The organism is Pedobacter yulinensis (assembly GCF_003029735.1).
GTDB lineage: Bacteria > Bacteroidota > Bacteroidia > Sphingobacteriales > Sphingobacteriaceae > Pedobacter > Pedobacter yulinensis.
Map to the genome: position 1 here is coordinate 162242 of NZ_KZ686271.1, position 25571 is coordinate 187812.

The 25571-nt window shown below is 51.4% G+C and carries 20 protein-coding genes and 1 tRNA gene; 15 read left to right on the plus strand and 6 right to left on the minus strand.

What is annotated here, in order from left to right; genetic code table 11:
- Nucleotides 1–56: 56 nt before the first annotated feature.
- The gene (locus tag C7T94_RS17500) at nt 57–797 is read right to left on the minus strand and encodes a 3-oxoacyl-ACP reductase family protein (RefSeq protein WP_107217064.1); all 741 of its coding nucleotides are present in this window, start codon (nt 795–797) and stop codon (nt 57–59) included.
- 134 nt (nt 798–931) lie between these two features.
- Between C7T94_RS17500 and C7T94_RS17505 the strand changes: the two genes are divergently transcribed.
- Both C7T94_RS17505 and C7T94_RS17510 read left to right on the plus strand, forming a co-directional pair.
- On the plus strand, nt 932–1213 hold the full coding sequence (locus tag C7T94_RS17505; protein ID WP_239495061.1) for a winged helix-turn-helix transcriptional regulator: 282 nt from the start codon (nt 932–934) through the stop codon (nt 1211–1213).
- A 21-nt stretch (nt 1214–1234) separates the two neighbouring features.
- Entirely contained in the window at nt 1235–1816 is a 582-nt protein-coding gene (locus C7T94_RS17510; RefSeq protein WP_107217068.1) for a GNAT family N-acetyltransferase, read from the plus strand.
- Between the two features lie 25 nt (nt 1817–1841).
- Here C7T94_RS17510 and C7T94_RS17515 read toward each other — a convergent pair whose 3' ends face one another.
- The 3 genes from C7T94_RS17515 to C7T94_RS17525 form a co-directional block, all read right to left on the minus strand.
- Nucleotides 1842–2264: a hypothetical protein gene (locus C7T94_RS17515; RefSeq protein WP_107217070.1), complete on the minus strand. Its 423-nt coding sequence runs from the start codon at nt 2262–2264 to the stop codon at nt 1842–1844.
- 198 nt (nt 2265–2462) lie between these two features.
- Nucleotides 2463–2534: transfer RNA gene (locus C7T94_RS17520), tRNA-Arg, on the minus strand.
- A gap of 149 nt (nt 2535–2683) precedes the next feature.
- A complete protein-coding gene (locus C7T94_RS17525) occupies nt 2684–3418 on the minus strand; it encodes a hypothetical protein (RefSeq protein ID WP_107217072.1) in 735 nt (244 codons plus the stop codon).
- 197 nt (nt 3419–3615) lie between these two features.
- On the opposite strand from C7T94_RS17525, the gene mgtE reads away from it, so the two are divergent.
- The gene (gene mgtE, locus C7T94_RS17530) at nt 3616–4992 is read left to right on the plus strand and encodes a magnesium transporter (RefSeq protein ID WP_107217074.1); all 1377 of its coding nucleotides are present in this window, start codon (nt 3616–3618) and stop codon (nt 4990–4992) included.
- A gap of 1 nt (nt 4993) precedes the next feature.
- On the opposite strand, the gene C7T94_RS17535 is transcribed toward mgtE, so the two are convergent.
- Nucleotides 4994–6784 carry a glycoside hydrolase family 15 protein gene (locus C7T94_RS17535; RefSeq protein WP_107217076.1) on the minus strand — a complete coding sequence of 597 codons (1791 nt, stop codon included), beginning with the start codon at nt 6782–6784 and terminating at the stop codon, nt 4994–4996.
- A 150-nt stretch (nt 6785–6934) separates the two neighbouring features.
- Here C7T94_RS17535 and C7T94_RS17540 point away from each other — a divergent pair, with 150 nt between their 5' ends.
- The 6 genes from C7T94_RS17540 to C7T94_RS17570 all read left to right on the plus strand — a co-directional run bounded on the left by C7T94_RS17540 (nt 6935) and on the right by C7T94_RS17570 (nt 15017).
- Nucleotides 6935–7153 carry a hypothetical protein gene (locus tag C7T94_RS17540; RefSeq protein ID WP_107217078.1) on the plus strand — a complete coding sequence of 73 codons (219 nt, stop codon included), beginning with the start codon at nt 6935–6937 and terminating at the stop codon, nt 7151–7153.
- 32 nt (nt 7154–7185) lie between these two features.
- Nucleotides 7186–8490, plus strand: coding sequence for a DEAD/DEAH box helicase (locus tag C7T94_RS17545; protein WP_107217080.1), 1305 nt, complete (start codon nt 7186–7188; stop codon nt 8488–8490).
- Nucleotides 8491–8552: 62 nt separating this feature from the next.
- Nucleotides 8553–8789, plus strand: coding sequence for a DUF1456 family protein (locus C7T94_RS17550; RefSeq protein ID WP_107217082.1), 237 nt, complete (start codon nt 8553–8555; stop codon nt 8787–8789).
- An 18-nt stretch (nt 8790–8807) separates the two neighbouring features.
- Nucleotides 8808–11495, plus strand: a complete 2688-nt coding sequence (locus C7T94_RS17555; RefSeq protein WP_107217084.1) for an outer membrane beta-barrel protein — start codon at nt 8808–8810, stop codon at nt 11493–11495.
- A 49-nt stretch (nt 11496–11544) separates the two neighbouring features.
- Entirely contained in the window at nt 11545–14346 is a 2802-nt protein-coding gene (locus tag C7T94_RS17560; RefSeq protein WP_107217086.1) for an ATP-binding protein, read from the plus strand.
- A 329-nt stretch (nt 14347–14675) separates the two neighbouring features.
- Nucleotides 14676–15017, plus strand: coding sequence for a hypothetical protein (locus C7T94_RS17570; protein ID WP_107217090.1), 342 nt, complete (start codon nt 14676–14678; stop codon nt 15015–15017).
- A 49-nt stretch (nt 15018–15066) separates the two neighbouring features.
- Here C7T94_RS17570 and ettA read toward each other — a convergent pair whose 3' ends face one another.
- A complete protein-coding gene (gene ettA, locus C7T94_RS17575) occupies nt 15067–16746 on the minus strand; it encodes an energy-dependent translational throttle protein EttA (protein WP_107217092.1) in 1680 nt (559 codons plus the stop codon).
- Between the two features lie 32 nt (nt 16747–16778).
- Here ettA and C7T94_RS19450 point away from each other — a divergent pair, with 32 nt between their 5' ends.
- The 6 genes from C7T94_RS19450 to C7T94_RS17600 all read left to right on the plus strand — a co-directional run bounded on the left by C7T94_RS19450 (nt 16779) and on the right by C7T94_RS17600 (nt 25571).
- Entirely contained in the window at nt 16779–16919 is a 141-nt protein-coding gene (locus C7T94_RS19450) for a hypothetical protein (RefSeq protein ID WP_162618750.1), read from the plus strand.
- A gap of 188 nt (nt 16920–17107) precedes the next feature.
- On the plus strand, nt 17108–19642 hold the full coding sequence (locus tag C7T94_RS17580) for an ATP-dependent Clp protease ATP-binding subunit (protein WP_107217095.1): 2535 nt from the start codon (nt 17108–17110) through the stop codon (nt 19640–19642).
- Nucleotides 19643–19716: 74 nt separating this feature from the next.
- Nucleotides 19717–20223, plus strand: a complete 507-nt coding sequence (locus C7T94_RS17585; RefSeq protein WP_107217097.1) for a CAP domain-containing protein — start codon at nt 19717–19719, stop codon at nt 20221–20223.
- Between the two features lie 285 nt (nt 20224–20508).
- Complete coding sequence (locus C7T94_RS17590; protein WP_107217099.1) at nt 20509–21048, plus strand: RNA polymerase sigma-70 factor; 540 nt, start codon at nt 20509–20511, stop codon at nt 21046–21048.
- A gap of 114 nt (nt 21049–21162) precedes the next feature.
- Nucleotides 21163–22149, plus strand: a complete 987-nt coding sequence (locus tag C7T94_RS17595; RefSeq protein WP_107217101.1) for a FecR family protein — start codon at nt 21163–21165, stop codon at nt 22147–22149.
- Between the two features lie 47 nt (nt 22150–22196).
- A complete protein-coding gene (locus C7T94_RS17600; RefSeq protein WP_107217103.1) occupies nt 22197–25571 on the plus strand; it encodes a SusC/RagA family TonB-linked outer membrane protein in 3375 nt (1124 codons plus the stop codon).

The following is a 25571-nucleotide window of genomic DNA, read 5'->3' on the forward strand; positions in this document are numbered from 1 at the left end:
CGGTTAAAAACAGGCCGGCCACCACAGGCCTGTACAAATGCAGTGGCCGGCTGTTCTTAGCAGTTGGTGCCGCCGTCTATTGTGAACTCGGCGCCGGTAATATAGGCGCTTTCCGGACCAGCAAGAAAAGCAACGAGTGCCCCGATGTCTGCGGCAGATCCGAAATGGTCGAGCGCCATCAGCTGGATCTGGCCGCCGGCCATGGTGCCGCTGGCAGGATTCATATCGGTATCAATCGGACCAGGATGCACCACGTTCACTGTGATCTTTCGCGGACCCAGGTCTCTTGCCATGCCTTTGGTCAGCCCGATCAGGGCGCTTTTGCTCATGGCGTACAGCGACCCGCCGGCATGGGGCATGCGGTTGGCCTGGCAGCTGCCAATGTGGATGATCCGTCCGCCGGCAGGCATCGCATCAACGGCTGCCTGCGATGCAACAAATACCCCGCGCATGTTCACAGCCGAGATCTGATCGAACTGCTCAATGCTCAGCTGCTGAAAGTCATCATAAAAAGCAATGCCGGCGTTGTTGACCAGGATGTCGATACGGCCGAGGTCGGCGGTCACCCTGCCGATCGCGGCGCGGATCGAAGCAGGGTCGCCGCTGTCTGCCTGAACAGCCAGTGCGCGGACGCCAAGCTCGCGGAATGTAGCTGCCTGCGTTTCTGCCGCTTCGGCCGAACGCAGGTAAGTAATGGCAACATCTGCGCCTCCCTGAGCCAGACGAAGCGCTATGCCGGCACCGATACCACGGCTTCCGCCGGTAACCAGTGCAATTTTGTTTTCAAGTGTTTTCATACTCAAAAATACCGGCCAATTCCTACTTTTGTAAGTACTGATCAAATTGTTAGGTACTTACAAAAGGGGAAGAAATGCGAAAAGAGACGTCAACAAACAGTTTAAACCGATCTATCTTAAACCGAAACTGTGGAATGGTCAATGCACTGAGTATGGTTGGCGGCCGCTGGAAGCCTGCAATCCTGTACAGCCTTGCCGAAGGGCGGCAGCGGTACAGTGAACTGCGAAACGGGATACCCCAGGTTTCTGAACGCATGCTGGTCAAACAGCTGCGGGAACTGGAACACGACAGATTGGTTGCCCGCATTGTGCATCCCGAGGTGCCGCCACGGGTGGAGTACGAACTGACAGAACGCAGCAAAGAGTTGCTCCCCGTGTTAAACCTCCTGTCAGACTGGGGACGCAAAAATTTATAGGCATATATTAAACAAGATAAGATGGATATTACACTCAGACCGGCAGAACTGGCAGACCTCGATATGCTGCTTGAATTTGCGCGGGATATATTTTACTCGACATTTATTGTACAGAACGATGAAGCAGATATGCGCGCTTACATGGAGCAGGCATTTACGCAGGAGCGGTGGCGCAATGAACTGGAAGCTCCTGATTCTGTATTTTACCTCGCTTTAGCAGGCACGGACCTGGCGGGCTACATGAAGCTGAATCTCGGCGAAGCACAGACAGAGCTGAAAGAACAGTATGCGCTCGAAATTGAGCGTATTTATGTTGCTGCTGCGTACCAGGGCAGGTCGCTGGCCTCCCGATTGATGGACCATACACTGAAGATTGCAGCGCATATCAGGCCTGAATTTGTCTGGCTGGGTGTCTGGGAACACAATGCGCGGGCCATCCGTTTTTATGAGAAAAACGGGTTTTCGACGTTTGACCGGCATGTTTTTATGTTGGGGAAACAGCAGCAAACTGACCTGATGATGAAAAAAGAACCGGAATGGAAGCCTGAAAAAGCCTTTTCAGGTCAATCATTCAAAGCCATGTTGCGCGAAGCCGGTCTTTGAAAACCGGCTTTGAGCAAGTTCTGACTTAACGTTTCCGCAGATAAAGTTCCAGCACATCTTTGCGCACACCCTGAGATGTGGTGCGGCTTTCCTCGCTAACAAGTGTAAGGTCTGTATCGTTTAGAGTCCTGATGGCGAAAAGGTAAGTCTGCCCGTCAAACTTCATGGTGATGTGTTCTTCGGCAAGTACCCAGGAAAGCGGCGTTTCGTCGTCGCCTCCGTACACCACGCGGCCGCCGCCATTGGCAGCAAAATCAAAAACGAGATCCTCGTTATTATCCTCAGACCGGTCAGTCTCCTTGTCGTTCAGGTATTCAATCTGTACATAATTTTCAACTGCCCACTGCCCGATCAGGCGGTCTTTGTTGTTGGCAATGTCGTCTTTCTTGCATCCGAAGGCCAGGGTTCCCAAGGCGAGCAGGATAAGCAGTGTAAATTTTCTGGTCATATTTTAAGTTTTAATGCCAAACAGCGTTTGCCCATGAATGTTTGATTTTTATCCTGAAATCTGGCAACGCAGAGCGATGTCCGGTTTAAATGGAGCGTGGAATCATAGCCATGTTTGGGAGTGGAAAGCAACTGGCAGAACAGCCGGGAATTTTAAGGCATAAAAAAGAGCGCATTGTTACTGACGCGCTCTTTCTTGTGCTCCCGAAGGGATTCGAACCCCTATCATCAGAACCGGAATCTGACATTCTATCCATTGAACTACGGAAGCAGGCGTGCAAATATATAAAATTGCAGATCGTTACAACGAAAATTTGATGAAAATACCTTCAGCAGGTTGTTTACGCATGTTTCAGGATATTTTTTAACTGCCGGTGACACTCAAACTGCATGTCGGGCAATTCACCCGCAACGGAACAGTTACCAGCTCAGGCTGTGCGAACCGCCGCCGTCAAATGTGAGGGTGGCAGTGTTGCCGCCCGTAAATCTGAGCGAACCGCTGTAGCTGAATTTATTGCCGGTTGCCGTGCTGCCGTTAACCGTCAGGCGGCCAGTACCGTCCAGTATTTGTCCGCTTAGTTTGCTAATGCGGATATTTGTGGTCTCCATATTCAGCACGCTGTTCAGCAGGAGGGTTTGGCTGGCCCGGATCCGCTGTGTACCCTTTTGCTCGATGCGTTGACTCAGCGTGTACTCCCGGCTTGCGGCATCAAGGCCCAGCACGGTGGCGGTGCCTGAAACCTGCCCGTCGGCAGTTAAATTAGGCCCCTCGAACAGCGTTGTCCCGTTGAAGCTGTGATCAAATTTAAGCGGTACACGGCTGCTGCTGCAGGTAAGTTGCCGGCTCCAGTTTAGGTCGTATCCATGTGTGCCGTCTGCACCGGTAGCCCGTGCCTTAAGAACAGTATCCTGCTTCAAGCCGCAGTTGGCCGCCTTTGCCTGGCTGGCCGAAAGCACGATCGCCATTCCGGTCTGCATGGCCAGGCCGCCGTTATCAGAGCGAAAGGCGCGTGAGATAATTTCAATCGCTTCCTGTTCGCTCGCTTTCCATTCTGCGGGGTTTTCTTTACAGCCGTATATGGTGCCAAATACAAAAAGCAGGAGGGTTAAACGGACTGCGGTTTCCCTGACCGGCAGTTTTAAACGGTTTATCATGATGGCTAAATTTATTGCCGGCCACTGCACAAAGCTCAGCACACTGATCCGGACACAAAAGTGCGAAATATTTCCCGCAGGTCTACAATAAAAATAGGGTTCTAAACAAGGGTTCATTGGCTTTTTAAAAATAAAAGCTCACTTTTGCAGTCGAAAAACAATTCAGGGTATCATCATGTAAATCAGGAGGGCAAAATATGGAAGCGTATGTAGTAGATGAGATTCAGGCACTGATCGATGGAGACAACGACAGGGCCCTGAAGCGATACCTTGACGAAATGAACATTTCTGACGTCGAGGAACTCATCGACGAACTTCCGCAGTATGCCGCCCGCTTTATTGAAACCCTTAGCCTTAACCGCGCCATCAATGTTTTCCGCATCCTGGATTTTCCCACACAGGAACGTATCATTAAAAAGCTTTCCGGAAACAAACTCAACCAGATCGTTAAAGATTTGCCGCCCGATGACCGTACAGCGCTGTTCGCCGAACTGAAAGCAGACGAGGTCAAAAAAATGATCGCATCGTTGCCGGCAAATGAACGCGAAGAGGCGCTGAACCTGCTGGGTTATGAAGATTACAGTGTGGGCCGGCTCATGACGCCCGACTACATTGCCGTCAAGCCCGACTGGACAATTGCCCGGGTGCTGAACCACATCAGGCGATACGGTAAAAATTCTGAAACCATCGATGTTGTGTACGTGATTGATAAAGAAGGCATCCTGCTCGACGACATCCGGATCAGGGAGATCCTCCTGGCAGATCCCGAATCGAGGATAAGCGACCACATGGATACACGCTTCATTGCGCTCGATGCAAATGCCCCGCAGGAAGAGGCCATCAATGTTTTCAGGATGAACAACCGGGTCGCGCTTCCTGTGGTCGATGAGCACAATGTACTGCTGGGTATCGTTACCGTAGACGATATTCTCTGGATTGCCAATGAGGAATATACTGAAGACATGCAAAAGATCGGGGGTACCGAGGCACTCGATGAGCCCTACCTAGATATCCCGATTCTCCGGCTGGTAAAAAAACGTGCAGGCTGGCTGATCGTGCTGTTTCTGGGCGAAATGCTCACCGCAACCGCCATGCAACATTTTGAAGTGGAGCTTCACAAAGCGATCGTGCTGTCGTTATTTATTCCGCTGATCATGAGCAGTGGCGGCAACAGTGGTTCGCAGGCCTCTACACTGATCATCCAGGCCATGGCACTGGGCGAGGTGACCATCTCCGCCTGGTGGCAGGTCATGCGCCGCGAACTGGTATCCGGCCTGCTGCTCGGCATCATTCTCGGTACGATCGGTTTTGTACGCATCCTGCTGTGGCAGAACCTGCACCTGTATGATTATGGCGAACACGCTTTCCTGATTGCCACAACAATATTTTTTACCCTGCTGGGGATCGTACTTTGGGGCAGCCTGATCGGCTCTATGATGCCGATCATCATGAAGCGGCTGCGCCTGGACCCGGCAACATCGTCGGCGCCTTTTGTGGCCACCATGGTCGATGTTACCGGGATCCTGATCTATTTTTCGGTTGCAGTGCTTGTGCTGAAAGGCGTACTCCTGTAAACTAGAGGAAAATCGGTTTGTCCAGTTTCATTGAAATCCGGTAAGCAGCATTCATGAGCCCGACATGGCTGTAAGCCTGCGGGAAATTGCCCCACTGACTGCCGTCCTTTTCGTCAACATCTTCGCTGAATAGCCTGAGGTGGTTGGCATACTTCAGGAGCGACTCAAATTCCCTGATGGCATCCTCGACCCGGCCTACACAGGCCAGCGCTTCGACGTACCAGAACGCACAAATGAGGAACGTGGCTTTTGGTTTTCCAAAGTCGTCGTCGTGCAGGTACCTGTAAAACAGCCCGTTTTCTGTTTTTAGTTGCTGTTCAAGAGCGATCAGGTGGTCTTTGGCCCGCTGTGAGTCATGCGGCAGGTAATTCATGATGATAAGCTGCAGCGTGCTGGCGTCCAGGTAGGGGCTGCCGATGGCGTTTGTATAGACTTTTCGCTCTGCATCATAACAGGCTTCGATATACCCCGCAGCTTTGTCGATCAGTGCCTGGGCGCGTGTTTCAAAATCCTTATTGCCAATGGTTTTTGCCATTTTCAGTGCAGCATTGGCTCCGGCCCATTGGAACAGGTTGGTGTAACAGTGCCGGTTGGCTATGTTGCGGAACTCCCAGATCCCTGCGTCCTTCTCGTCAATCGTATTTTCGATTTTGCCAAGCAAATAGTTCAACCAGCGCGGCGAGTCTTTACGCTCATCGAAAATAAAGCGGTGATCGGTGTAAAGAGGCAGCATGGAAATAAGCACCTGTCCGTAAATATCGTTTTGTATATGTTCATATGCCTGGTTGCCGATCCGTACGGGTTGGTTGCCCATGTAGCCGTCCAGGTGGCCGAGCTGTTGCTCTACCAGTTCTTTTTCGCCGCCAATGCCGTACAGCGGCTGGTAGCGGATCTCGTCGTCAAAAGAGATGTTGGTAATGTAATTAAAGTACTTTTCCATCTCCTCGAAATGCCCGATGTGGTTGAGCGAGGTGAGTACATAATAGGTATCGCGCATCCAGCAGTAACGGTAATCCCAGTTGCGTGTACTGCCCGGCGATTCGGGAAGGCTGGTTGTGCTGGCGGCGATAATGGCCCCCGTGTCTTCATACTGGTGTATCTTTAAAACCAGCGACGAGCGGATGACGTGCTGCTGGAAGAAGTGGGCAATGGAAGAATGTTTCACCCAGTTGCGCCAATAGCGGGTGGTCTCCTGCAGAAAACGTTCGGCCGTGCTGCTGATCGGCGCATGGAACTCCTGATCGAACGTGAGGATGAGGTATTTGTCTTCGTTAAGTACAAAATGTTTCTGATCGAGGATATACGTCAGCGAAATGGTCGTGCTGAGCCTGATTTTTTCGTCAGCACCCGAATAATCGATATGGTTGCTGCCCCGGCCTGCTTTAAGTGCGTGTTCACCGTAACGGCCCACCGGTGTGCAGGTTACACAGACACGCGGGTTACCGGCAAGCGGCTCGATCTTTCTGATCAGCATAAGCGGTTTAAAATACCGTTCATTCATCTGAAACCTGGGGGCGAAATCGGTGACCCGGTATTTTCCGCTTGCTGTCGTAATTTCTGTACAAAGTACATTGGTATTTTCCAGGTAATACTGGGTGCTGAAGTATTCTTCGTCAGGAAGTACGGAGAACTCGCCGCCCTTCTGCTTGTCGAGCAGGCCGCCGAAAACAAAAGAGCTGTCAAAACGCGGCCAGCAGAGCCAGTCGATATTCGTATTTTGATTGATGTGGGCGAGGTAAGCGCAATTTCCTATAATTCCCGTATTGTAAGTGTGTCTGTTTATTGTATCCATTAGGGGAGGCATATTATATTCGTAGTAACAACATTATCGCAATTATGTTGCCTCTTCTGAAAAGAAATCATGACATGATGGATTCTTTTGTTCGCACAAACTTTTTCCGGCAACCACTCGTTGTAAAGAAAGAAATATAGATCTGATACTATGGAAGCACATCTTTATAACGAAATGCTTTTGCTTCAACAAAGCAGGGCAGGAGGGAATATCGATTTCAGAGACCAGTTGAACGAAGTTCCGGAGATGATCCAGGAACGGGTATCAAGGCCGGTACGGCGTTTAAAACGTTGGTTTAACCGCAGGGGGCAGATGCTGTACCGCATGGAACGTTACCGCAAATTCTTTAGCCGTCATTTTCTGCGGTAGGAGAGGTATGACAGAAACTGCTACCTTTGCTCATGGAGTTTAAGGAAGCACTCGCCCGGCTGGGCATTCAAAAACTGAATAACCTTCAGGAGCAGGCGCTCGCTGCCTTTCCGGGCGGCAAGGACCTGCTCGTGCTGTCTCCGACCGGCTCGGGGAAAACCTTATGTTTTCTGCTGCCGCTGATCAGGCTGCTCGCTCCGGAACAGGCGGGTGTTCAGGCGTTGGTACTTGTGCCCTCGCGCGAGCTGGCCCTGCAGATCACCGATGTATTCCGCAGCCTGCAGACAGGATACAAGGTGGCGGCTTTTTATGGCGGCCATGCCGTCACAACCGAAACAAACACCCTCCGTGAACCGCCGGCGCTGGTCATTGGCACACCGGGGCGTATTGCCTTTCATTTTCGCGAATGCCACATCAACGCCCAAAACCTGCACACTCTTGTACTCGATGAATTTGACAAGTCGCTGGAGCTTGGTTTCAGGGATGAAATGGCTGCTATAATCGCAAGCCTGCCCAACTTGCGCCAGCGTTTCCTGACCTCTGCAACGGCAGGGAGTGACATCCCCGCATTTGCGGGTTTTCGTTCCGGGCACATTCTGAACTTTTTGGCCGCCTCAGCCGTTCAGCCAGACCTGCAGTACCGCCTGGTCTCGGCCGCGCCGGAAGACAAGATGGAGGCACTGTATGATTTGCTGTGCCTGATTGGCCGTGAACCAGTCCTGGTTTTTGTAAACCACCGGGAAATGGCCGTCAAGGTAAGCGAATGGCTGATTGATGCTGCTGTGCCCCACGGTATTTTTCACGGAAAATTGGAACAGCAGGAGCGTGAACTGAACCTGGCCAGGTTCAGAAACGGCTCGGTCCGCATCCTGGTAACGACTGACCTGGCAGCCCGGGGGCTCGATATTCCTGAAGTTGGTGCCGTTGTGCACTACCAGATGCCGGTAAATCGCGAAGCTTTTACACACCGCAACGGGCGCACAGCCAGGATGAGCGCTTCGGGCACCGTTTACCTCGTTTGCACCGGCGCAGAACTGCCTGAATGGATCGATGTCGCGGCCGAGCCGCTCGAACGCAGCAGTCTGCCGCCCCTGCCGCCGCCCGAATGGGAAACGGTCTATGCGTCGGCAGGAAAAAAAGATAAACTGAGTAAGACTGACCTGGTCGGTTTTTTTATCAGTAAAGGCGGGCTGTCCCGGGAAGATATCGGCCTGATCGAAGTCAAAGACCAAATGTCATTTGTTGCCATTAAAAGGAATAAAGTTTCTAAATTGCTGCAATCGGTAGGAAATGAAAAAATCAAAAACAAGCGGGTACGCTTCGAAATAGCACATTAACGACCGGGCCGCAGGCTATTGTGCGGTCTGAAAAATATAGCCGATACTATAACTATCAGAATATGAGTAATAATGATATCCTGAAAAAATTGCGGGTAGCGTTATCGCTGACCACAGACGATATTGTCCATATCCTCTCGCTCGTTAACTTTAAGGCGACGAAGGCAGAGCTGGGCGATATGTTCAGGAACGACGACCATCCGAACTTCAAACCCTGTAAAGACCAGATTTTGCGCAATTTTCTGAACGGCCTGGTTATTTACAAGCGGGGTCCCCGTCCGGAGAGAAAACAGGAATAACCTCGCAGCCAAAAGCGAATGCCGATAAGAATCGAGTTTTACGGCTACACCTTTTTGCCGAACGCCTTTTGGCTTTCGCTGGCTGTGCTGTGCCTGAGCGCGTTGAGCGTTCAGGCACAGAGCGTTCACCGCTTAAGCGGCAGCCTGATCGACTCCCTCAAAAACCCCGTGCCGGGGGCGAACGTGAAGATCATCTCCGGGCGAGACACCCTGACAGGTGTTACCGATAATGATGGCGAATTCAGTATCAAGGGAATTGGCACGCAGACAATCGGACTGATCTTCGAAAGCATCGGTTACCGCATTCTCAAGGCAGCTTATACATTTAAGGAAGGCGAGCGACATGTCACCCTTAACCCGATCGTGCTCCAAAACAAGTTTACCCAGTTAAAGGATGTGGAGGTCAAGGCCCGGTTAAACCCCATTCGCATCATGAAAGACACGATCGAGTACAATGCCGCTGCTTATACGGTCCGCGAGAATGATGTTGTCGAAGACCTGCTCAAACAAATGCAGGGCATTCGGGTCGATGAGCACGGCAATGTGACAGCCATGGGTCAGCCAATGACGCGCCTGCGGGTAAATGGGGAAGATTTTTTTACAAATGACGTCAAGGAGTTTATCAGGCAACTGCCTGCGGCCATCGTGGCACGCGTACAGGTTATCGAGGACTATGGAGACGAAGCGAACTTTACAGGGGTAAAAACAGGCGAGCCCGTAAAATTGCTGAACCTGGTTACCAAACCGAACCTGAACAAAGGAAATTTTGGCAATATCAACAGCGCGGGCGGTACGAACAGGCAGCTTGCGCTAAATGCAAGCGGCAACCTCTGGCAAGACGATAAACAGATCGGTATCAATGGCGCGGTGAGCAGCACCGACAACCGCACGGGCTTCAATGAAAATAACCAGCTGGGGCTTAATATGCGCAACAAGATTAAGGAGGGGCTGAGTGCGAGCGCCAACTACCGGTACAACGAGAGCAACAACAAAACCCGCCAGGAAACCTATGTAGAAACGGTAAATACGATCGGAACGATCATCAACGAAAGTGGAAACCAGATGCAGTCTGAGGCCGACACCCACAACCTGAATATCAACGTTCAGTCGGTAACCAAGATGGCCTATTTCCAGTCTTCAGTGAATGGATCGTTTGTAGACCGCGATAACAACACCACGTTGAATTCCATGCAGCGGGGAATTATCAGGCAGGATCTCTTTACTGACAACACGGGTAATTTCAGATCGCCGAACGTAAACGGCAGCATGACCTGGGCCCGTCGCACCCGTGTTCCGGGCCGTACATTTTCGATCAGCCTGTCGGGGAACAGCGCTCTCAGCAAGAGCAACGAGGAACTGTTCAACAGGATCGGCTATTATGACCGGTACACAGGCAGCCCTGTTAAAGATTCGCTGCTGAACCGGGTCATCGACACGCGGAATCACAGCTCAAATTTATCTGCAGAAGTGCGTTACAGTTACCCGCTTAAACCAGGCCTGGATTCTTTAATCAAAGAAAACATTGACTTTTCGTATGGTTTGTCGATGAGCAATACCTTTACACGCTTTCAAACCCGTGCGGGCACCGACAGCTGGAACAGCAGTTTGGTTGATTCCCTGAGTTCACTTTACTCTTCCCTGTTCCTGGCCCATCATGCGGCGGTCAACTACCGCTTCCAGTCTCCGCGCCTCACTTATAACATTGGCATCAACGCCCAGCCCAGCCTGCTGGCCAGCGAATTCATCGGGCGGGAAGGAAAGATCAATCAGCGGCAGTTTAATTTTTCGCCTGTGGCCCGTATCAGCTATACCTGGCCTGACAACAAAAGTTTTACGTTCTCTTACAATGGCGTAAGTGCCGCACCGTCTTTCAACCAGCTGCAGCCCGTACCTGATGCCCGCAACCTGCAGAATGTCATTATCGGCAATCCCGATCTGAAGCCGAGCTTCAGCCACAACGGAAACGCCGGTTTTGCCCTCAACAGCCTGAAAACCGGCAGCACGCTGATGTTTTCGCTAAACGGCTCAGTGGTGCAGAACCAGGTGGCCGCCAACGTGGTCCTGGTTCAGGATACGCTGAACGGGCTTAAACAGGAGACCCGTTTCGAGAATACCAGCGGCAACTACAATTTTGGCGGAATGGTTTCTTTTGCGCAGCCATTTCTTTACAACCGCCTCAATGTGCAGGCCATGAGCAGTGCGAACCTCAGCAACAATGTGTTTTTTCTGAACAACCAGATGAAGCGGAATGAGCGTGTCAACTTTAGCCAGTCGCTCGGTTTCTCGTACAACCGCAAGCGGTACGGGCTTTCGGGCAATGTGCTTTACAACTACAGCAGCAACCGTTATGCAATCTTTTTTGCCAGTGAACGCAACATTGAGACCTGGCAATTTAATTTTTCGGCCAACACTTATCTCGATGATGGTTTCTCTGCCGGGTTCAATGCCTCTAAGAGCCTGTATTCAGGTTTCCTTGTTAACGCGGGTAACCCTTTGCTGATCAATGCACACATCCAGAAATCTTTCTTGAAGAACAGGCAGGCAACCCTAGCGTTGCAGGCATTCGATATTTTAAATGAGGCAAATAACCTGGCCAGAAGCATCTCTGAAAACTCTGTCACAGACATCCGTACCGCACAGATTACGCAATACGTGCTGCTCACGTTTACCATGCGACTGAATAAATTTGGCGCAAACAAAATGTAAGTAGTGCAGCCTGTTTCAAAACTGCCTGCGGAACTGTAATTTAGCGGCAATGACCCCGCTCTCTCACCGCCTTGCCATCATCCTTATATGCCTTTGTCTCCGGACCGGGCTTGCAGCACAGCAGCCAGTTCCATCCACTGCTCAGCATCAGAACGACCTGACGAATGCCATTAAAACGATTAATGATCCGGCAAAGGCCGCGGTTTATGCCGACAGCCTGCTCCGCATAGCCCGGCAGCGCAGGGACGGGGCCTGGGAAGCGGAGATTGAGCTGGCCATGGCCTACAAGTCATACCAGGCAGGAGACCGGGCGGAGGCGTTGAGATATGGCCGGCAATCTTTCGCGCACGCAGCGGTTCGTGATTCGGTTACCTATGTCAAGGCCGGACTGATGGTTGCCTACATGCTCAATTACCAGGGTGCCGCAGACCAGGGACTGAAAATGGCATTTCGCATGCTGCGCACAGCCGACAGCCGCAACTGGACAAAAATGGAGGTCGATGCACGATTGTGCGTAGCAGATATTTACCGGTCTTTGGACCAGCCTGCCAAGGCCCTTCCTTATGCACAGGAGGCTGCAGTCGCAGCCCTGTCTGCCCGCGATACGGCTTCGTATATCTTTGCCCTCAGTACGGTTTCAAATATTCATTCGCACCGCGGCATGAGCAATGCCGCGAACCTGCAGAAGGCGACAAGATCAATGGAAGTGATCTTGAATCCGCCATTTGCCAGTTTTCTCTCTCCTTTTGAAAGGTCCCGGTACCTGAGCAACCTGGGCAGGCTGTATGAAATGCAGAACCGGTTTCAGGCAGCAGAAAAGGTGCTGCTGGAATCGGTCAGCCTTACGGCGAAACACAATTTTCCTGCTATCCAGAAACATGCCCTAAATGAGCTCATGACACTGAAAATCAGCACAGGCAAGTACCGTGAGGCCGTTGGATACGGCCTGCAGGCACTAGGCCTGCTGTCGCGCGGGCAAAGCAGCCAAACGCTTCAAAGAAATATCTACAGGCGCTTAAGCGAGGCATACCTAGCCATGGGCGATTATAAAAACGCATACGGGTACACACAGAAGGCTAATGCCATCCATGATTCACTTACCTCAGTAGAAAAAACGCGTGCGGCAAACGAACTGGATGCCAGGTTTCGTGCGGACAAGAAGGTTCTTGAAGCCAACAACCGCAGCCTGTTGCTGCGCCACGAACGTAACCTGACCATTTTTGCTGCGGTCACTGTACTGATGGTCGTTTTTACGGTGTATGGCCTGTTTTTATACAGGCGACGAAAGCAGGCGGCCATTCTCGCGCTTGAAAATGAGCAATTGGCCCGGTTAGACCGGCTCAAGTCAATGTTTTTTACGAACATCAGTCATGAACTGCGCACACCGCTCACCCTGATCATGTCGCCGGCAGAACAGCTGCGCCGTGAGGGTTCGGGAATGAGTACTGACGAACGCGCAAATGCGGCAGAACTGATCTGGCGCAACAGCCGAAAGCTGCTCGATGTGATCAACGAACTGCTCGATCTGAGCAAGCTGGAAACGGGCAAATTGCGGTTGCGCAATGAACCCCTAAACCTGCATGCCTTTATTGGCCTGACGTTCGGGAACTTCAGCTCTGCTGCCCGCTACAAGCGGATGAACTATGTACTTGACAAGTCCATCCCTGAAACGTTATGGGTCATCGCCGACCGGGACAAGCTGGAAAAAGTCATGAACAACCTGCTCTCAAACGCGATTAAGTTTTCGCCTGCCGGCGGATCGGTACGAATGTCGGCAGTCGTCGATTCGGGGGAGCTTAAAATTTCGGTGCAGGATACCGGACCGGGTATTCACCCCGATGAGCAGGGTAAGGTCTTTGACCGGTTTTACCAGGTAGACCGTCCGGATGCCGCCGGGGGTACAGGGATCGGGCTGGCCATCGTAAAAGAATTCAGCGAACTGATGGGTGGCTCCCTGGAGCTGCATTCTGAGGCCGGCCAGGGTACTGAATTTCGCCTGTCGCTGCCGCTTGTCATTGCCGAAGCGCCTGTCAGCACGGCGGCGCAACCGGCAGCACCGTTGCCAGCAGATATGCCGCTGCCGGCAGGGCAGGATCGGAAAATCTTACTTGTCGAAGACCAGGCTGACATGTCTGCCTATGTGAAGCAGGTTTTGGACAGCCACTATGAAGTGGTCCAGGCAATTGATGGCGAAGATGCACTTTCCCGACTGGCCGGTATGCCGGAACCGCCAGACCTCATCCTATCAGATGTGATGATGACCGGAATGGACGGTTATTCGTTGTTGCAGCGCCTGAAGGCCGACCCGGTGTACTGCCACATTCCTTTCGTCATGCTGACTGCCCAGGCTGATGTACACCAAAAGGTGCGGGCGCTGCAGGCAGGCGTACATGACTACCTGACCAAACCTTTTATTAGCGGAGAACTATTGGCCCGGGTCAATAACCTGCTCGAGAATTCCGCGGCCCGAAAACTCGCTGCCTCAGAAGCAGGTGAATTGCCCGCTGCAGACCGAATGCCGATGCTTTCACCGGCAGACCTTGCCTGGCTGGAACGCCTGGAAAACCTGGTACGCGGTCAGATTGGCAGGACCGATCTGCTTATTACCGAGCTGAGTTATGACATGAACCTGAGTGAACGGCAGATGCACCGGCGTGTAAAGGCGGTTACCGGCCTTACGCCAAACAAATATATTCGCACCATCCGGCTACGCGTTGCCCGCGAGGCAATCGACTCGGGCCGCTACCGCACACTTGCTGAGATTGCACAGGTGGCCGGTTTTGATACCCCCGCTTACTTTGCCAGGCTGTTTCGCGGGGCATATGGCCGCGATGTTCATGACCTGCTTTGATCCCTGTAACGAGGTTTTTTTGCGCAAGTTGGCAGTTTTGTAAAGGTTTTTGTCTGTTCTGTAAAGGCAGCAAACCGCACTTTTGCAGCATCTTAACGAATGAGCTATGACTTCAGCTATGGACATGATGATCAACCCCGTGAACGACGCAGCAGCGGGAGGCCGGGACCACAACGCGCCGGCAGTAGCCTGCCGGAGGTGCGGTAACCAGGAATGCTACCGGATCAGGCGCGGCACGCTAGCCAGAAGCCTTTTTTCCTGGCTAAACCTCAGGCATTACCGGTGTGCAAAATGCAGGCGAAAGTTTTATGTGCTGACCTGAACGGCACATGAAGGGGGAAAAAGAAGCGATGCCCGGCATAACTGCCTTTGAAGAACCGTTTCGTACGCTTGGTACGGCGGCCTTTGGTCGGGATGCCCGCAGCATCTCGACTTCCGTGCTCGAGCTCAGAAAAGCGGCTTTTAAAGCGAGCCTGCGGCCACTTGCAGATGCTGCCGGTTACCTGATCGAGCAGGTGAAGTCTACACAGCGAATACTGCTTCTGGCCCGAAGGCAGCAACGTTCAGCGGATGATCCGCTGCTAAGCCTTCTGCTGGCCGAACTGACTGTGCTGGCTGCATACTACACGCAACTGCGTCAGTACCTGGAAATCCGGGACGGAAAGAAATAAAAAGAGCCTCCGGAACAACTGTTCGGGAGGCTCGTTTCAAATGGTGCAATTAAGCGAGTTTCTTGTATCTGATGCGGTGAGGGGTAACATCCCCGAGCCGCTTTTTCCTGTTCTCTTCGTAATCGCTGTAGTTTCCTTCAAAGAAGTACACCTCAGAATTGCCCTCGAAAGCCAGGATATGGGTACAGATCCTGTCCAGGAACCAACGGTCGTGGCTAATGACCACTGCGCAGCCCCCGAAATTTTCCAGCGCTTCTTCCAGTGCCCGGAGCGTATTCACATCGATGTCATTGGTGGGCTCATCTAGTAAAAGTACATTCGCACCTTTTTTAAGCGTGATGGCCAGGTGAACACGGTTGCGCTCTCCACCAGATAATACCCCTATCTTTTTCTGCTGGTCGCCGCCGTTAAAGTTAAATTTAGAGACATATGCGCGGCCGTTCACGGCTTTGTTGCCCAGCTGAATGTTGTCCAGCCCGTCTGTAATGTTCTCGTAAACCGTTTTGTTCGCATCCAGGTCATCATGCATCTGGTCAACATAACCCAGCTCTACCGTTTCACCAACGCGGAACGTGCCGCCGTCTGGCGTTTCCTGGCCGGTTATCAGCCTGAACAAGGTGGTCTTACCCGCGCCGTTCGGCCCGATAATGCCCACAATGCCTGCCGGCGGCAGCGAAAAGCTCAGGTTTTCGAACAAGATCCGGTCACCATACGCCTTGCTGACACCATTCGCCTCGATAACCACATTGCCCAGCCGGCGGCCGGGTGGTATAAAGAGCTCCAGTTTGTCTTCGCGGTCCCGGGTCTCTTCAGAAGCCAGTTTCTCGTAATTGCTCAGCCTGGCTTTTGATTTGGCATGCCGGGCCTTGGGAGCCATGCGTACCCATTCCAGTTCGCGCTCGAGCGTTTTCTGGCGTTTGCTCTCTGTTTTCTCTTCCTGTGCCAGGCGTTTTGCTTTCTGGTCCAGCCAGGACGAATAATTTCCCTTCCATGGAATACCTTCGCCGCGGTCCAGTTCAAGGATCCAGCCGGCAACGTTATCGAGAAAATACCGGTCGTGCGTTACGGCAATAACGGTACCTTTATAATGTTGCAGGTGTTGTTCAAGCCAGTCAATGCTTTCAGCGTCCAGGTGGTTGGTCGGCTCATCGAGCAGCAGGACGTCTGGTTCCTGCAGCAGGAGCCGGCAAAGGGCTACCCGGCGGCGTTCACCACCCGACAAAACTGCAATGCGGGTATCAGGATCAGGGCACCGCAGGGCGTCCATGGCCCGCTCAAGTTTGTTATCAAGTTCCCAGGCGCCGACGGCGTCTATCTTGTCCTGCAGCTCACCCTGGCGCGCCATGAGTTTATCCATCGCATCTGCGTCTTCATAAACCTCGGGCAGGCCAAATTTTTCGTTAATTTCTTCATATTCCTTAAGAATGGCCGTAATCTCAGCTACACCTTCCTCGACAACCTCCCTGACAGTTTTTTCAGGGTCGAGCTCCGGTTCCTGGGCCAGGTAACCAACAGAATAACCGGGCGAGAAGACCACGTCGCCCTGGTATGATTTGTCCAGGCCGGCAATGATTTTGAGCAGGGACGACTTGCCCGAACCGTTCAAACCGATTACGCCAATCTTGGCGCCATAGAAAAAAGATATATAAATGTTCTTCAGAACCTGTTTTTGAGGCGGATAGATCTTGTTCAGACCCGCCATCGAAAAGATTATTTTTTCGTCAGACATGTTTGCTTTTTTTTCGCAAATATGCTCAAATTATGAAGAAATCAGGAAACAATTCCTGCCTGGATTTCGTATATGCTCTGGGGATGCGTGAAAAGCGAAGCTGGCAGGCTCCCGGTCGTGAGGCGATTGGCCGTTCACCGGAAGGGCCGGTTACCGGGACAGAATTTATCTGACATAATTGCCTGATTTTTTTGCAGAATGGCTATTTTGGCCATACCGGAGTAATTAATCTGAAATACCGTCAGAAGCGATCGTGCCTCAGTTGCTATGGCGTAATTGTTGATAAAATATTTCGAAACAGGGTGCTGGCTTTTTGCAAAGTATTTCTAGTTTAGAGCCGCCCCGTTTAAGAAAGGTATATATGGAAGCTAAATTTTCACCGCAGGTTAAAGACGTGATCTCTTTCAGCAGGGAAGAAGCCCTGAGACTGGGTCACGATTATATAGGAACCGAACACCTGTTGCTGGGTCTCATCAGAGAAGGCGACGGGATGGCTATTAAGATTCTACGGTCGCTCGGGGTAGATACATCGAAACTCAGACGATCGGTAGAAGACGCAGTCAGGGGCACTTCGGGGGTAACAGCCAATCTTGGTAATATTCCACTGACAAAGCAGGCCGAAAAAGTATTAAAAATCACCTATCTGGAGGCAAAAATCTTCAAGAGCGACCTGATCGGAACAGAACACCTGTTGCTGTCTATTCTCCGTGATGATGACAACATTGCCTCGCAGATCCTGCTGCAGTACAGCGTAACTTACGACATCTTTAAACAGGAGGTCGAGGTAAACCGCAATGGTTTCAGGGATGATCCGCAAGGCAGCGCCTCGACCGGCGATGACGATTACCGGGAAGAGGAAAGTTTTTCAGCGCCCAAAAAGGTCTCAGACATCAAATCAAAGACGCCTGTTCTTGACAATTTTGGCCGCGACCTCACCAAAGCCGCCGAAGAGGGCAGACTCGACCCAATTGTTGGACGCGAGAAAGAGATTGAACGCGTTTCGCAGATCCTGTCCAGGCGCAAGAAAAATAACCCGATTCTGATCGGTGAACCCGGCGTGGGTAAATCGGCTATAGCCGAAGGCCTGGCGCTGCGCATTGTGCAGCGGAAGGTGTCGCGGGTGCTTTTCAACAAGCGTGTGGTTACACTTGATCTGGCTTCGCTTGTTGCCGGTACGAAATACCGCGGACAATTCGAAGAGCGAATGAAAGCCGTGATGAACGAATTGGAAAAGTCGACAGATGTGATCCTGTTCATTGACGAGATTCATACAATCGTGGGTGCCGGCGGTGCTTCAGGGTCGCTGGATGCATCAAATATGTTTAAACCGGCCCTGGCCAGGGGAGAGATTCAATGTATCGGTGCGACAACGCTCGATGAATACCGGCAGTATATTGAAAAAGACGGCGCTTTAGACCGTCGTTTTCAAAAGGTCATGGTTGAGCCGGCATCGCCTGAAGAGACCATTGAAATTCTTACCAGAATCAAAGACAAATACGAGGAGCACCACGGCGTTACCTATACAGACGAGGCTATCCAGGCCTGTGTTGCCCTGACTTCCCGTTACATTTCAGACCGGTTCCTGCCAGATAAAGCGATAGACGCACTTGACGAAGCCGGTTCAAGGGTACACCTGACCAATATTCATGTTCCGCAGAACATCATTGACATCGAGGCGAAAATCGAAGACATCAAGGTCGAAAAAAACAAAGTGGTTCGCAGCCAGAAATACGAAGAGGCGGCCAAACTGCGCGATACCGAAAAAAATCTGCTCGAACAGCTTGATAAGGCAAAGGCCGAGTGGGAGTCTGAAACCAAAACCAAACGGTACACGGTCAGCGAAGACAATGTAGCAGAAGTTGTGGCCATGATGACCGGGATTCCGGTTCAGCGTGTCGGCCAGACCGACAGCCAGAAACTGCTTAACATGTATGACAAGATCGGCGAGAAGATCATTGGGCAGGACGATGCGATCAAGAAACTGACCAAAGCCATTCAGCGCACGCGTGCCGGATTAAAAGATCCGAAAAAACCGATCGGCTCTTTTATTTTCCTCGGACCGACTGGCGTGGGTAAAACTGAACTTGCCAAAGAACTGGCCAGGTTCATGTTCGACAGTGAAGATTCGCTGATCCAGATCGACATGAGTGAATACATGGAGAAATTCGCTGTTTCCAGGCTCGTGGGTGCGCCTCCGGGATACGTTGGATACGAAGAAGGCGGGCAGCTTACCGAGAAGGTAAGACGTAAACCCTACGCGGTCATTCTGCTTGATGAGATCGAGAAAGCACACCCTGATGTGTTTAACATCCTGCTGCAGGTTCTTGACGAAGGACAACTGACCGACAGCCTTGGCCGCAAGGTTGACTTCAGGAATACCATCATTATCATGACCTCTAACATTGGCGCACGCCAGTTGAAAGAATTTGGTCAGGGCGTTGGATTCTCGACTTCGGCAAAGATGAACCAGGCCGACGCACATTCAAGAGGGGTGATTGAGAACGCGCTGAAACGTGCATTTGCGCCAGAATTTTTGAACCGCGTAGACGACGTGGTCGTCTTCAACTCGCTGGGTAAACAGGAAATCTTCAACATCATCGATATCGAGTTGAAATCGCTGTTTGGACGAGTACACAATCTGGGTTACGAAATCAGGCTCACAGACAATGCAAAAGATTACATTGCTGAAAAAGGATTTGACAGTAACTTTGGTGCACGTCCGCTAAAACGCGCCATTCAAAAATACCTTGAAGACCCGATTGCCGAAGAGATTCTCAAAGGCGAGCTGACTGAAGGCGATGTACTTGAGATCGACTACAACAAGGAGACGGAGGAGATTTCGATCCAGCATAAAAAAGATAAAAAACAGAAGAAAGAAGAAGACAGTTTGGAATAGGCTGTTTATCTTTTCAGGACAAGCCGCCCGGTTACACCGGGCGGCTTTTTTGCGTGGCATTAAAGTTGCCAGCCATGGGTATGAAATGTGTCGGAATTTTGGCTGCCTGCTTGTACGCACTGGTCATACTGACCGGTCCGGGTACTGCGGCAAGCGGAACGCCTGGTCGGGGAGATGAAACGAATCTGAACAAAAGGCTGCTGCTTAAAAAAGTTAACCAGATCAGAACTGCCGGCTGCACCTGCGGCCGGACACGCATGCCGGCCGTGCAGCCGCTTACCTGGAACCAGCTGCTGGCTGCTGCTGCCACGCGGCACAGCAAAGACATGTTAAAAAACGATTTTTTCGATCATTCGTCTGCTGACGGCACAACCCTGGGAACGCGCGTTACCAGGATTGGCTATATCTGGTCTGCAGTAGCTGAAAACATTGCTTATGGGCAGCGCGACGAACAGGAGGTCTTTGATTCCTGGCGCAAGAGCGAAGGGCACTGCAAAAACATGATGAATGCGCGGTTCAGAGAAATGGGCGCGGGCCGGGCAGAGAAATACTGGACCCAGGACTTCGGCACCCGCCGCTAAATACCCTGTCCAAACCCTCAAATTACTGCCGGTAAGACAACGCAAACGTTTGAACTTAACGTTGCAGGGCCGATTTTGCCCTGCTGCCGGCGGCTTTTTCCCGTTGCTGGTAGAATGCGGCTTCCGGTGCTTCTCATTTAAACGATTAACCATCAAAATTTAAGTTCGGCGGGGCTCATCCGCTCCTTTTTACTCAAACGTTTGCGCAGAGTTCAAGGCCAAACCGACGCTAAGTTCTTTCTAGATTCGGTAAACAACCAACAACTAAACCCTTTGCAAACCAGCATGATTGATATCGGAACCCTGACCGAAGGGGCGGTGAAATCGCTCTTTAGGCAGCATTACAGCCAGCTTGTGTCTTTCGCTGCCCGGTACGTGGGCCCTGTTGCGGCCGAAGACCTTGTACAGGATGTATTTGTCCAACTGCTGCAGAAATGCGGTAAACTAACAGTAGGCCTGACCCTCGAAGCCTATGTTTACAGGGCGATCAGGAACCGTTATATTGATATGCTGCGCAGGCGGAAGCTGGAAGATAAACAACGCGATGCGCTGATCCGGCTGGCAGAGGAAGAAATAGCCTGGCAGTCAGCGCAGACAGATCTGCTCCTGGAAACATCTGAGCGGGAAGAGCAACTGGCATTGGCCATGCAGGGTTTGCCTGAACGGTGCCGGGAGGTCATCGAACACCGGTATGTGAACGGAAAACGCGCAAGGCAGATATCTGAAGAAATGGGTATCTCGCCCCGCACCGTCGAGACTCAGCTATACAAAGCTGTAAAGCAGCTCAGGGTTGCCCTCAGAAACGTCAGCATGTTACTTGCCTAACCAAACCACATTATATGCAACCTGAAGCCCGGTAACGCCGGGCTTTTTTTATTTTTTTTCAAAGTGCGTACGTAGAAACTGCTGGTTTACCGTCATGGCTGTACAAAACACACAATGGAACAAAAAGAACCGGATTATTTACTGATCACAAAATTTATTGACGGAGAGACAGACCCCGGCGAGACCGCAAAGGTACTGAGCTGGATAGCTGAAAGCGCAGAGAACAAACTGCTTTATTTCAAAATCAAACAGGTGGCCGGTCAGCTAAAAAAAGAAGCCATAATGCCGCCAAGCGAGGAAACCTGGCTGCAGATCAGGAAGAAGAAAGAACAGCCACCGGTCGGAGCCAGAACGGCAGGAAAGGGCCGGCGCTATTTCGGTTACGCTGCGGTTATTTGCCTGCTGGCCTGCTGTGCTGTCTTGTTTAGCAGGTTAAACCGGCACAAACTGATCACCGTACAGGTAGAAAGAAACGGCAGGGCCAAAAGGATTGTGCTGCCTGACCGGTCAGAGGTCTGGCTTCAGCCGGGAGGAAAACTCGACTACCTGGCCGGTTTCCCCGAAAATGAACGAAACATCAGCCTGACTGGTGATGCCTTTTTTAAGGTAACAACCCTGCTGGACCGCGACGGACAGAAAAGACCGTTCAGCGTCCATACCCGCGACCTCGAAGTAAGTGTGCTGGGCACATCTTTTCATGTCTCAGACGCAGGTGCCGGTAAGGCTGTCATCGTGAACACCGGGCTGGTTCGTGTAAGCCATGCCGGCAGTGCCGTGCGGCTCCGGGCAGGCGAAGCGGTGCGGTTAAGAAACAAAAGCCTTGAGAAGCTGCAGATAAACCCTGCTCTTTTTGAAGGGTTGCTGACAGGCCATTACCGGTTTGACCAGACAGGAATAAATGAAGTCATCAGTCTGCTTGAGCTCGTGCTGCAGCACCCCGTAAAGCTGTTGCAAGCAGAGAAATTTAACAATGTGAAGCTGAATGGCCGGATAACCGCACCTGATGACAGTACATTTTGCAAAATACTCGGCGTCATGCTCGAGGCCGAAATCATACAAGGAAACAGACAAATCACCATTAAACCAAACAGGCCTATGTAAACAACTATACCGCCAAATAACAATCAACTATTCTAAAACCAAATTCGATGAAGATTAAAATTTTACTTTCTTTTTTGTGGATGCTGCTGCTTTACCAACCCGTAGCTGAAGCATTTCAACAACCGGGGGCACTGGCATCCAGGGTGGCGGGCCGTAAGTCTGCAACCAGTCCTGCCGCCACAGACCTGAACACGGCCATAGAGCTCATGTTCAAGCGTTATAAAATCAGTATTGTGAGTACCCAGGGCGGCTTACAAAGCTTTCGTATTCCCGCCGACGAACTAAAAGGAGGAGCGGCTACAGCCATTCTTTCATTTACCACGCAATTGCGCGAACTGGGATTCGATCTTGGCAAAATAGACGACCGGCAGTTTGCCATTGTTCGCCGGACAGAGCCAAGTATTGCCAAAGAGGCGCCGGCGAGACAGGTCCGGGTATCAGGTGTGGTTCGCAATGAACTGGCCCAGGGTATGCCCGGGGTGACGGTTAAAGTAAGCAGAAAGCAGCGCAACACGATTACCAACACAGAAGGTTCTTATTCTATCGAGGTTGAACCAACCGATTCCCTTGAATTTTCTTATATCGGTTACAAACGCCAGCAAATCGCCGTACGCAACCGCGTGGATTTGAACGTGGTTCTCGTTCCTGAAGAGGGCAGCCTTGAAGAGGTAGCCATTGTAGGGTTCGGTCGCCAGAAGCGAACCAGCCTGGTAGGTGCGCAGGTTACGCTTAAACCCGAAGAGCTGAAATTGCCAGTACGCGACCTGACCTCGGCAATCGCCGGCCGGCTGGCCGGTGTGGTCGCTTACCAGCGTGGCGGCGCACCGGGAGCAGACGGTTCTGATATTTTTATTCGCGGCATTGCCACCTTTGCTTCAAGCCCGCAAACCCCACTGCTGGTGGTAGACGGTGTGCCCGACCGGACCATCAACAACATTGATCCGGAAGATGTGGAAAGTTTTACCGTCCTGAAAGATGCATCTGCAACGGCCATTTATGGTACCCGCGGTGCAAACGGCGTTATCATCATCAACACCAAAAAGGGAAAGGCGGGGCCGCCGGTACTCAATGCCGAGTTTAACAATGCGATCAGCAAATTTACCCGTTTACCCGAGTTTATCGATGCGCCAACGTTTATGACTTTATACAACGAGGGCCTGACCATGAGGGGCAGAACTGCCCAGTATACGCAGGACCGCATCGACAAACATGCATCCGGCGCAGATCCCGACCTCTACCCGAACATGAACTGGTATGACGAACTGTTCAACGATTTTGGGAACAGCAAACGCGCAACGCTGAACATCAATGGCGGCTCGGAAAACGCGGCATACTACATTTCGGCAGGTTACTACAATGAGGTGGGTATGTTTAAACGTGATGAAGTACAAAGCTACAACTCAACGCTTAAGCTCGACCGGTTCAATTTTACAAGTAATATCGATGTCAATGTCACAAAAACCACCAAACTGGCTTTTGGTCTGAACGGCTTTATCACGAATGTAAACCAGCCATCATACGGTGTGAATTCGATTTTTGGGCTGGGAACCTCGACAGCGCCGCATGTCATTCCCGCCCGCTATTCGAATGGACAGTGGCCGCAGCTGGCAGGTACACTGCAAAGTCCGGTAATGGCACTTACGCAATCAGGTGTAACCAATTCCTATAACAACTCCATCCGGTCCAACATCAAAGTAACGCAAGACCTGGGCGTGCTGACCAAAGGACTGAACGTCTCGGCCATGTTTGCATTTGATGTCAATATCAATAACAACCTGACGCGTGCCAGGACCCTGCAGACTTACTGGGCAACCGGTCGCGATGCAAACGGGAACCTGCAAACGCAAATCACCACCGCAGGCACCAATGCGCTGAATTTTGTTCTTGACCGGTTCGGTGACCGCCGTTTCTATTCTGAAGCTTCGTTAAACTATTCAAGAAAGTTTGGCGAACATGATTTGTCCGGCCTGCTGCTTTTTAACCAGTCAGACTTCAGTGATGCGACCGCCAGGGTTGTGCCGATCGGCTACAAAGCCGCCATTCCTTACAGGCAGCGTAATTTTGTAGGGCGTGCTACGTATGGCTTCCGTGACCGTTATTTTCTCGAAGGTAACTTTTCGTACTCGGGTTCAGACAACTTTGTGCCGAGCAAGCGCTTTGGTTTCTTTCCTTCGATCGGTGCGGGCTGGATTGTCTCGAACGAGAAATTTTTTGAGAACCTGAAGGAAGTCATTCCGCATTTTAAGCTGCGGTACACCTATGGTGTTTCTGGAAATGCAGCTTTGTCTGATCCCAACTTCAGGTTCCTCTACCTGACTACGATCGGCGAAGGCGGGGGCTATACCTTCGGCGAGCCCGGATCAACGCAGGGGCTGACCGGCTATTTCGAATCCCGGATCGGAGGAGAGGTACAGTGGGAAAGTTCCTATCGCCAGAACCTGGGGATTGAGCTGAATTTCCTGAAAAACGACCTGCAGATCATTGCAGAACTGTTTAAGGAAGACCGCCGTGGTATACTCATGCCTAACTTTGTGATTCCTTACAACTCAGGTTTTACAACAGGCAACATTCCCTACAACAACATAGGCAAAACAGCCAACAGAGGTGTTGACCTGACACTGAACTACACGAAAAATTTTACCACTGAAAACTTCTTCAGTTTCCGCGGAACGTTCAACTACAACCAGAACCTGGCCGTTAAAGATAATTTACCACCCTGGCGTTACGACTACCTGAACAGGATCGGCCAGCCGATCAGCCAGCGTTTCGGGTACATTGCTACGGGACTGTTCCAGAACCAGGCAGAAATAGACAACGCTGCTACTCAGTCTGGCGACATACGCCCTGGCGATATCCGGTATAAAGATTTGAATGGCGACGGCATCATCAATACAAATGACCAGGCGGCGATCGGTTACGGAGCCGTACCGCGAATCATTTACGGTCTGAATTTTGGCGGCGGATTCAAAAAATTCGACATCAGCCTCTTTTTCCAGGGTGCCGGACTTGTTGATTTCAATTATGCTGGTGGCTTCGGTACAACACCGTTTTCGCAGGGCTCGTCTTACGGCAACATGTATACGCAGGTGTTAAACCGCTGGACCCCTACCAATCCTGATCCGAGGCCTTTTTATCCAAGACTTTCTACCAATCAGGATGCAACCACCAATTACTACACCAGCACCTGGTGGATTCAGCGTGCCGACTATCTGCGTTTGAAAAGCGCTGAACTTGGCTACACTTTCAATCCCGAGTTCCTGAAGAAGATCGCCATGAACCGGCTCAGGATCTATGTGAACGGCACGAACCTGCTGACTTTTTCGCGTTGGAAGTTCTGGGATCCTGAACTTGGCGACGGCAATGGCGCTTCATATCCAAACATCACCAATTACAACATCGGGTTACGCGCAAACTTCAAATAA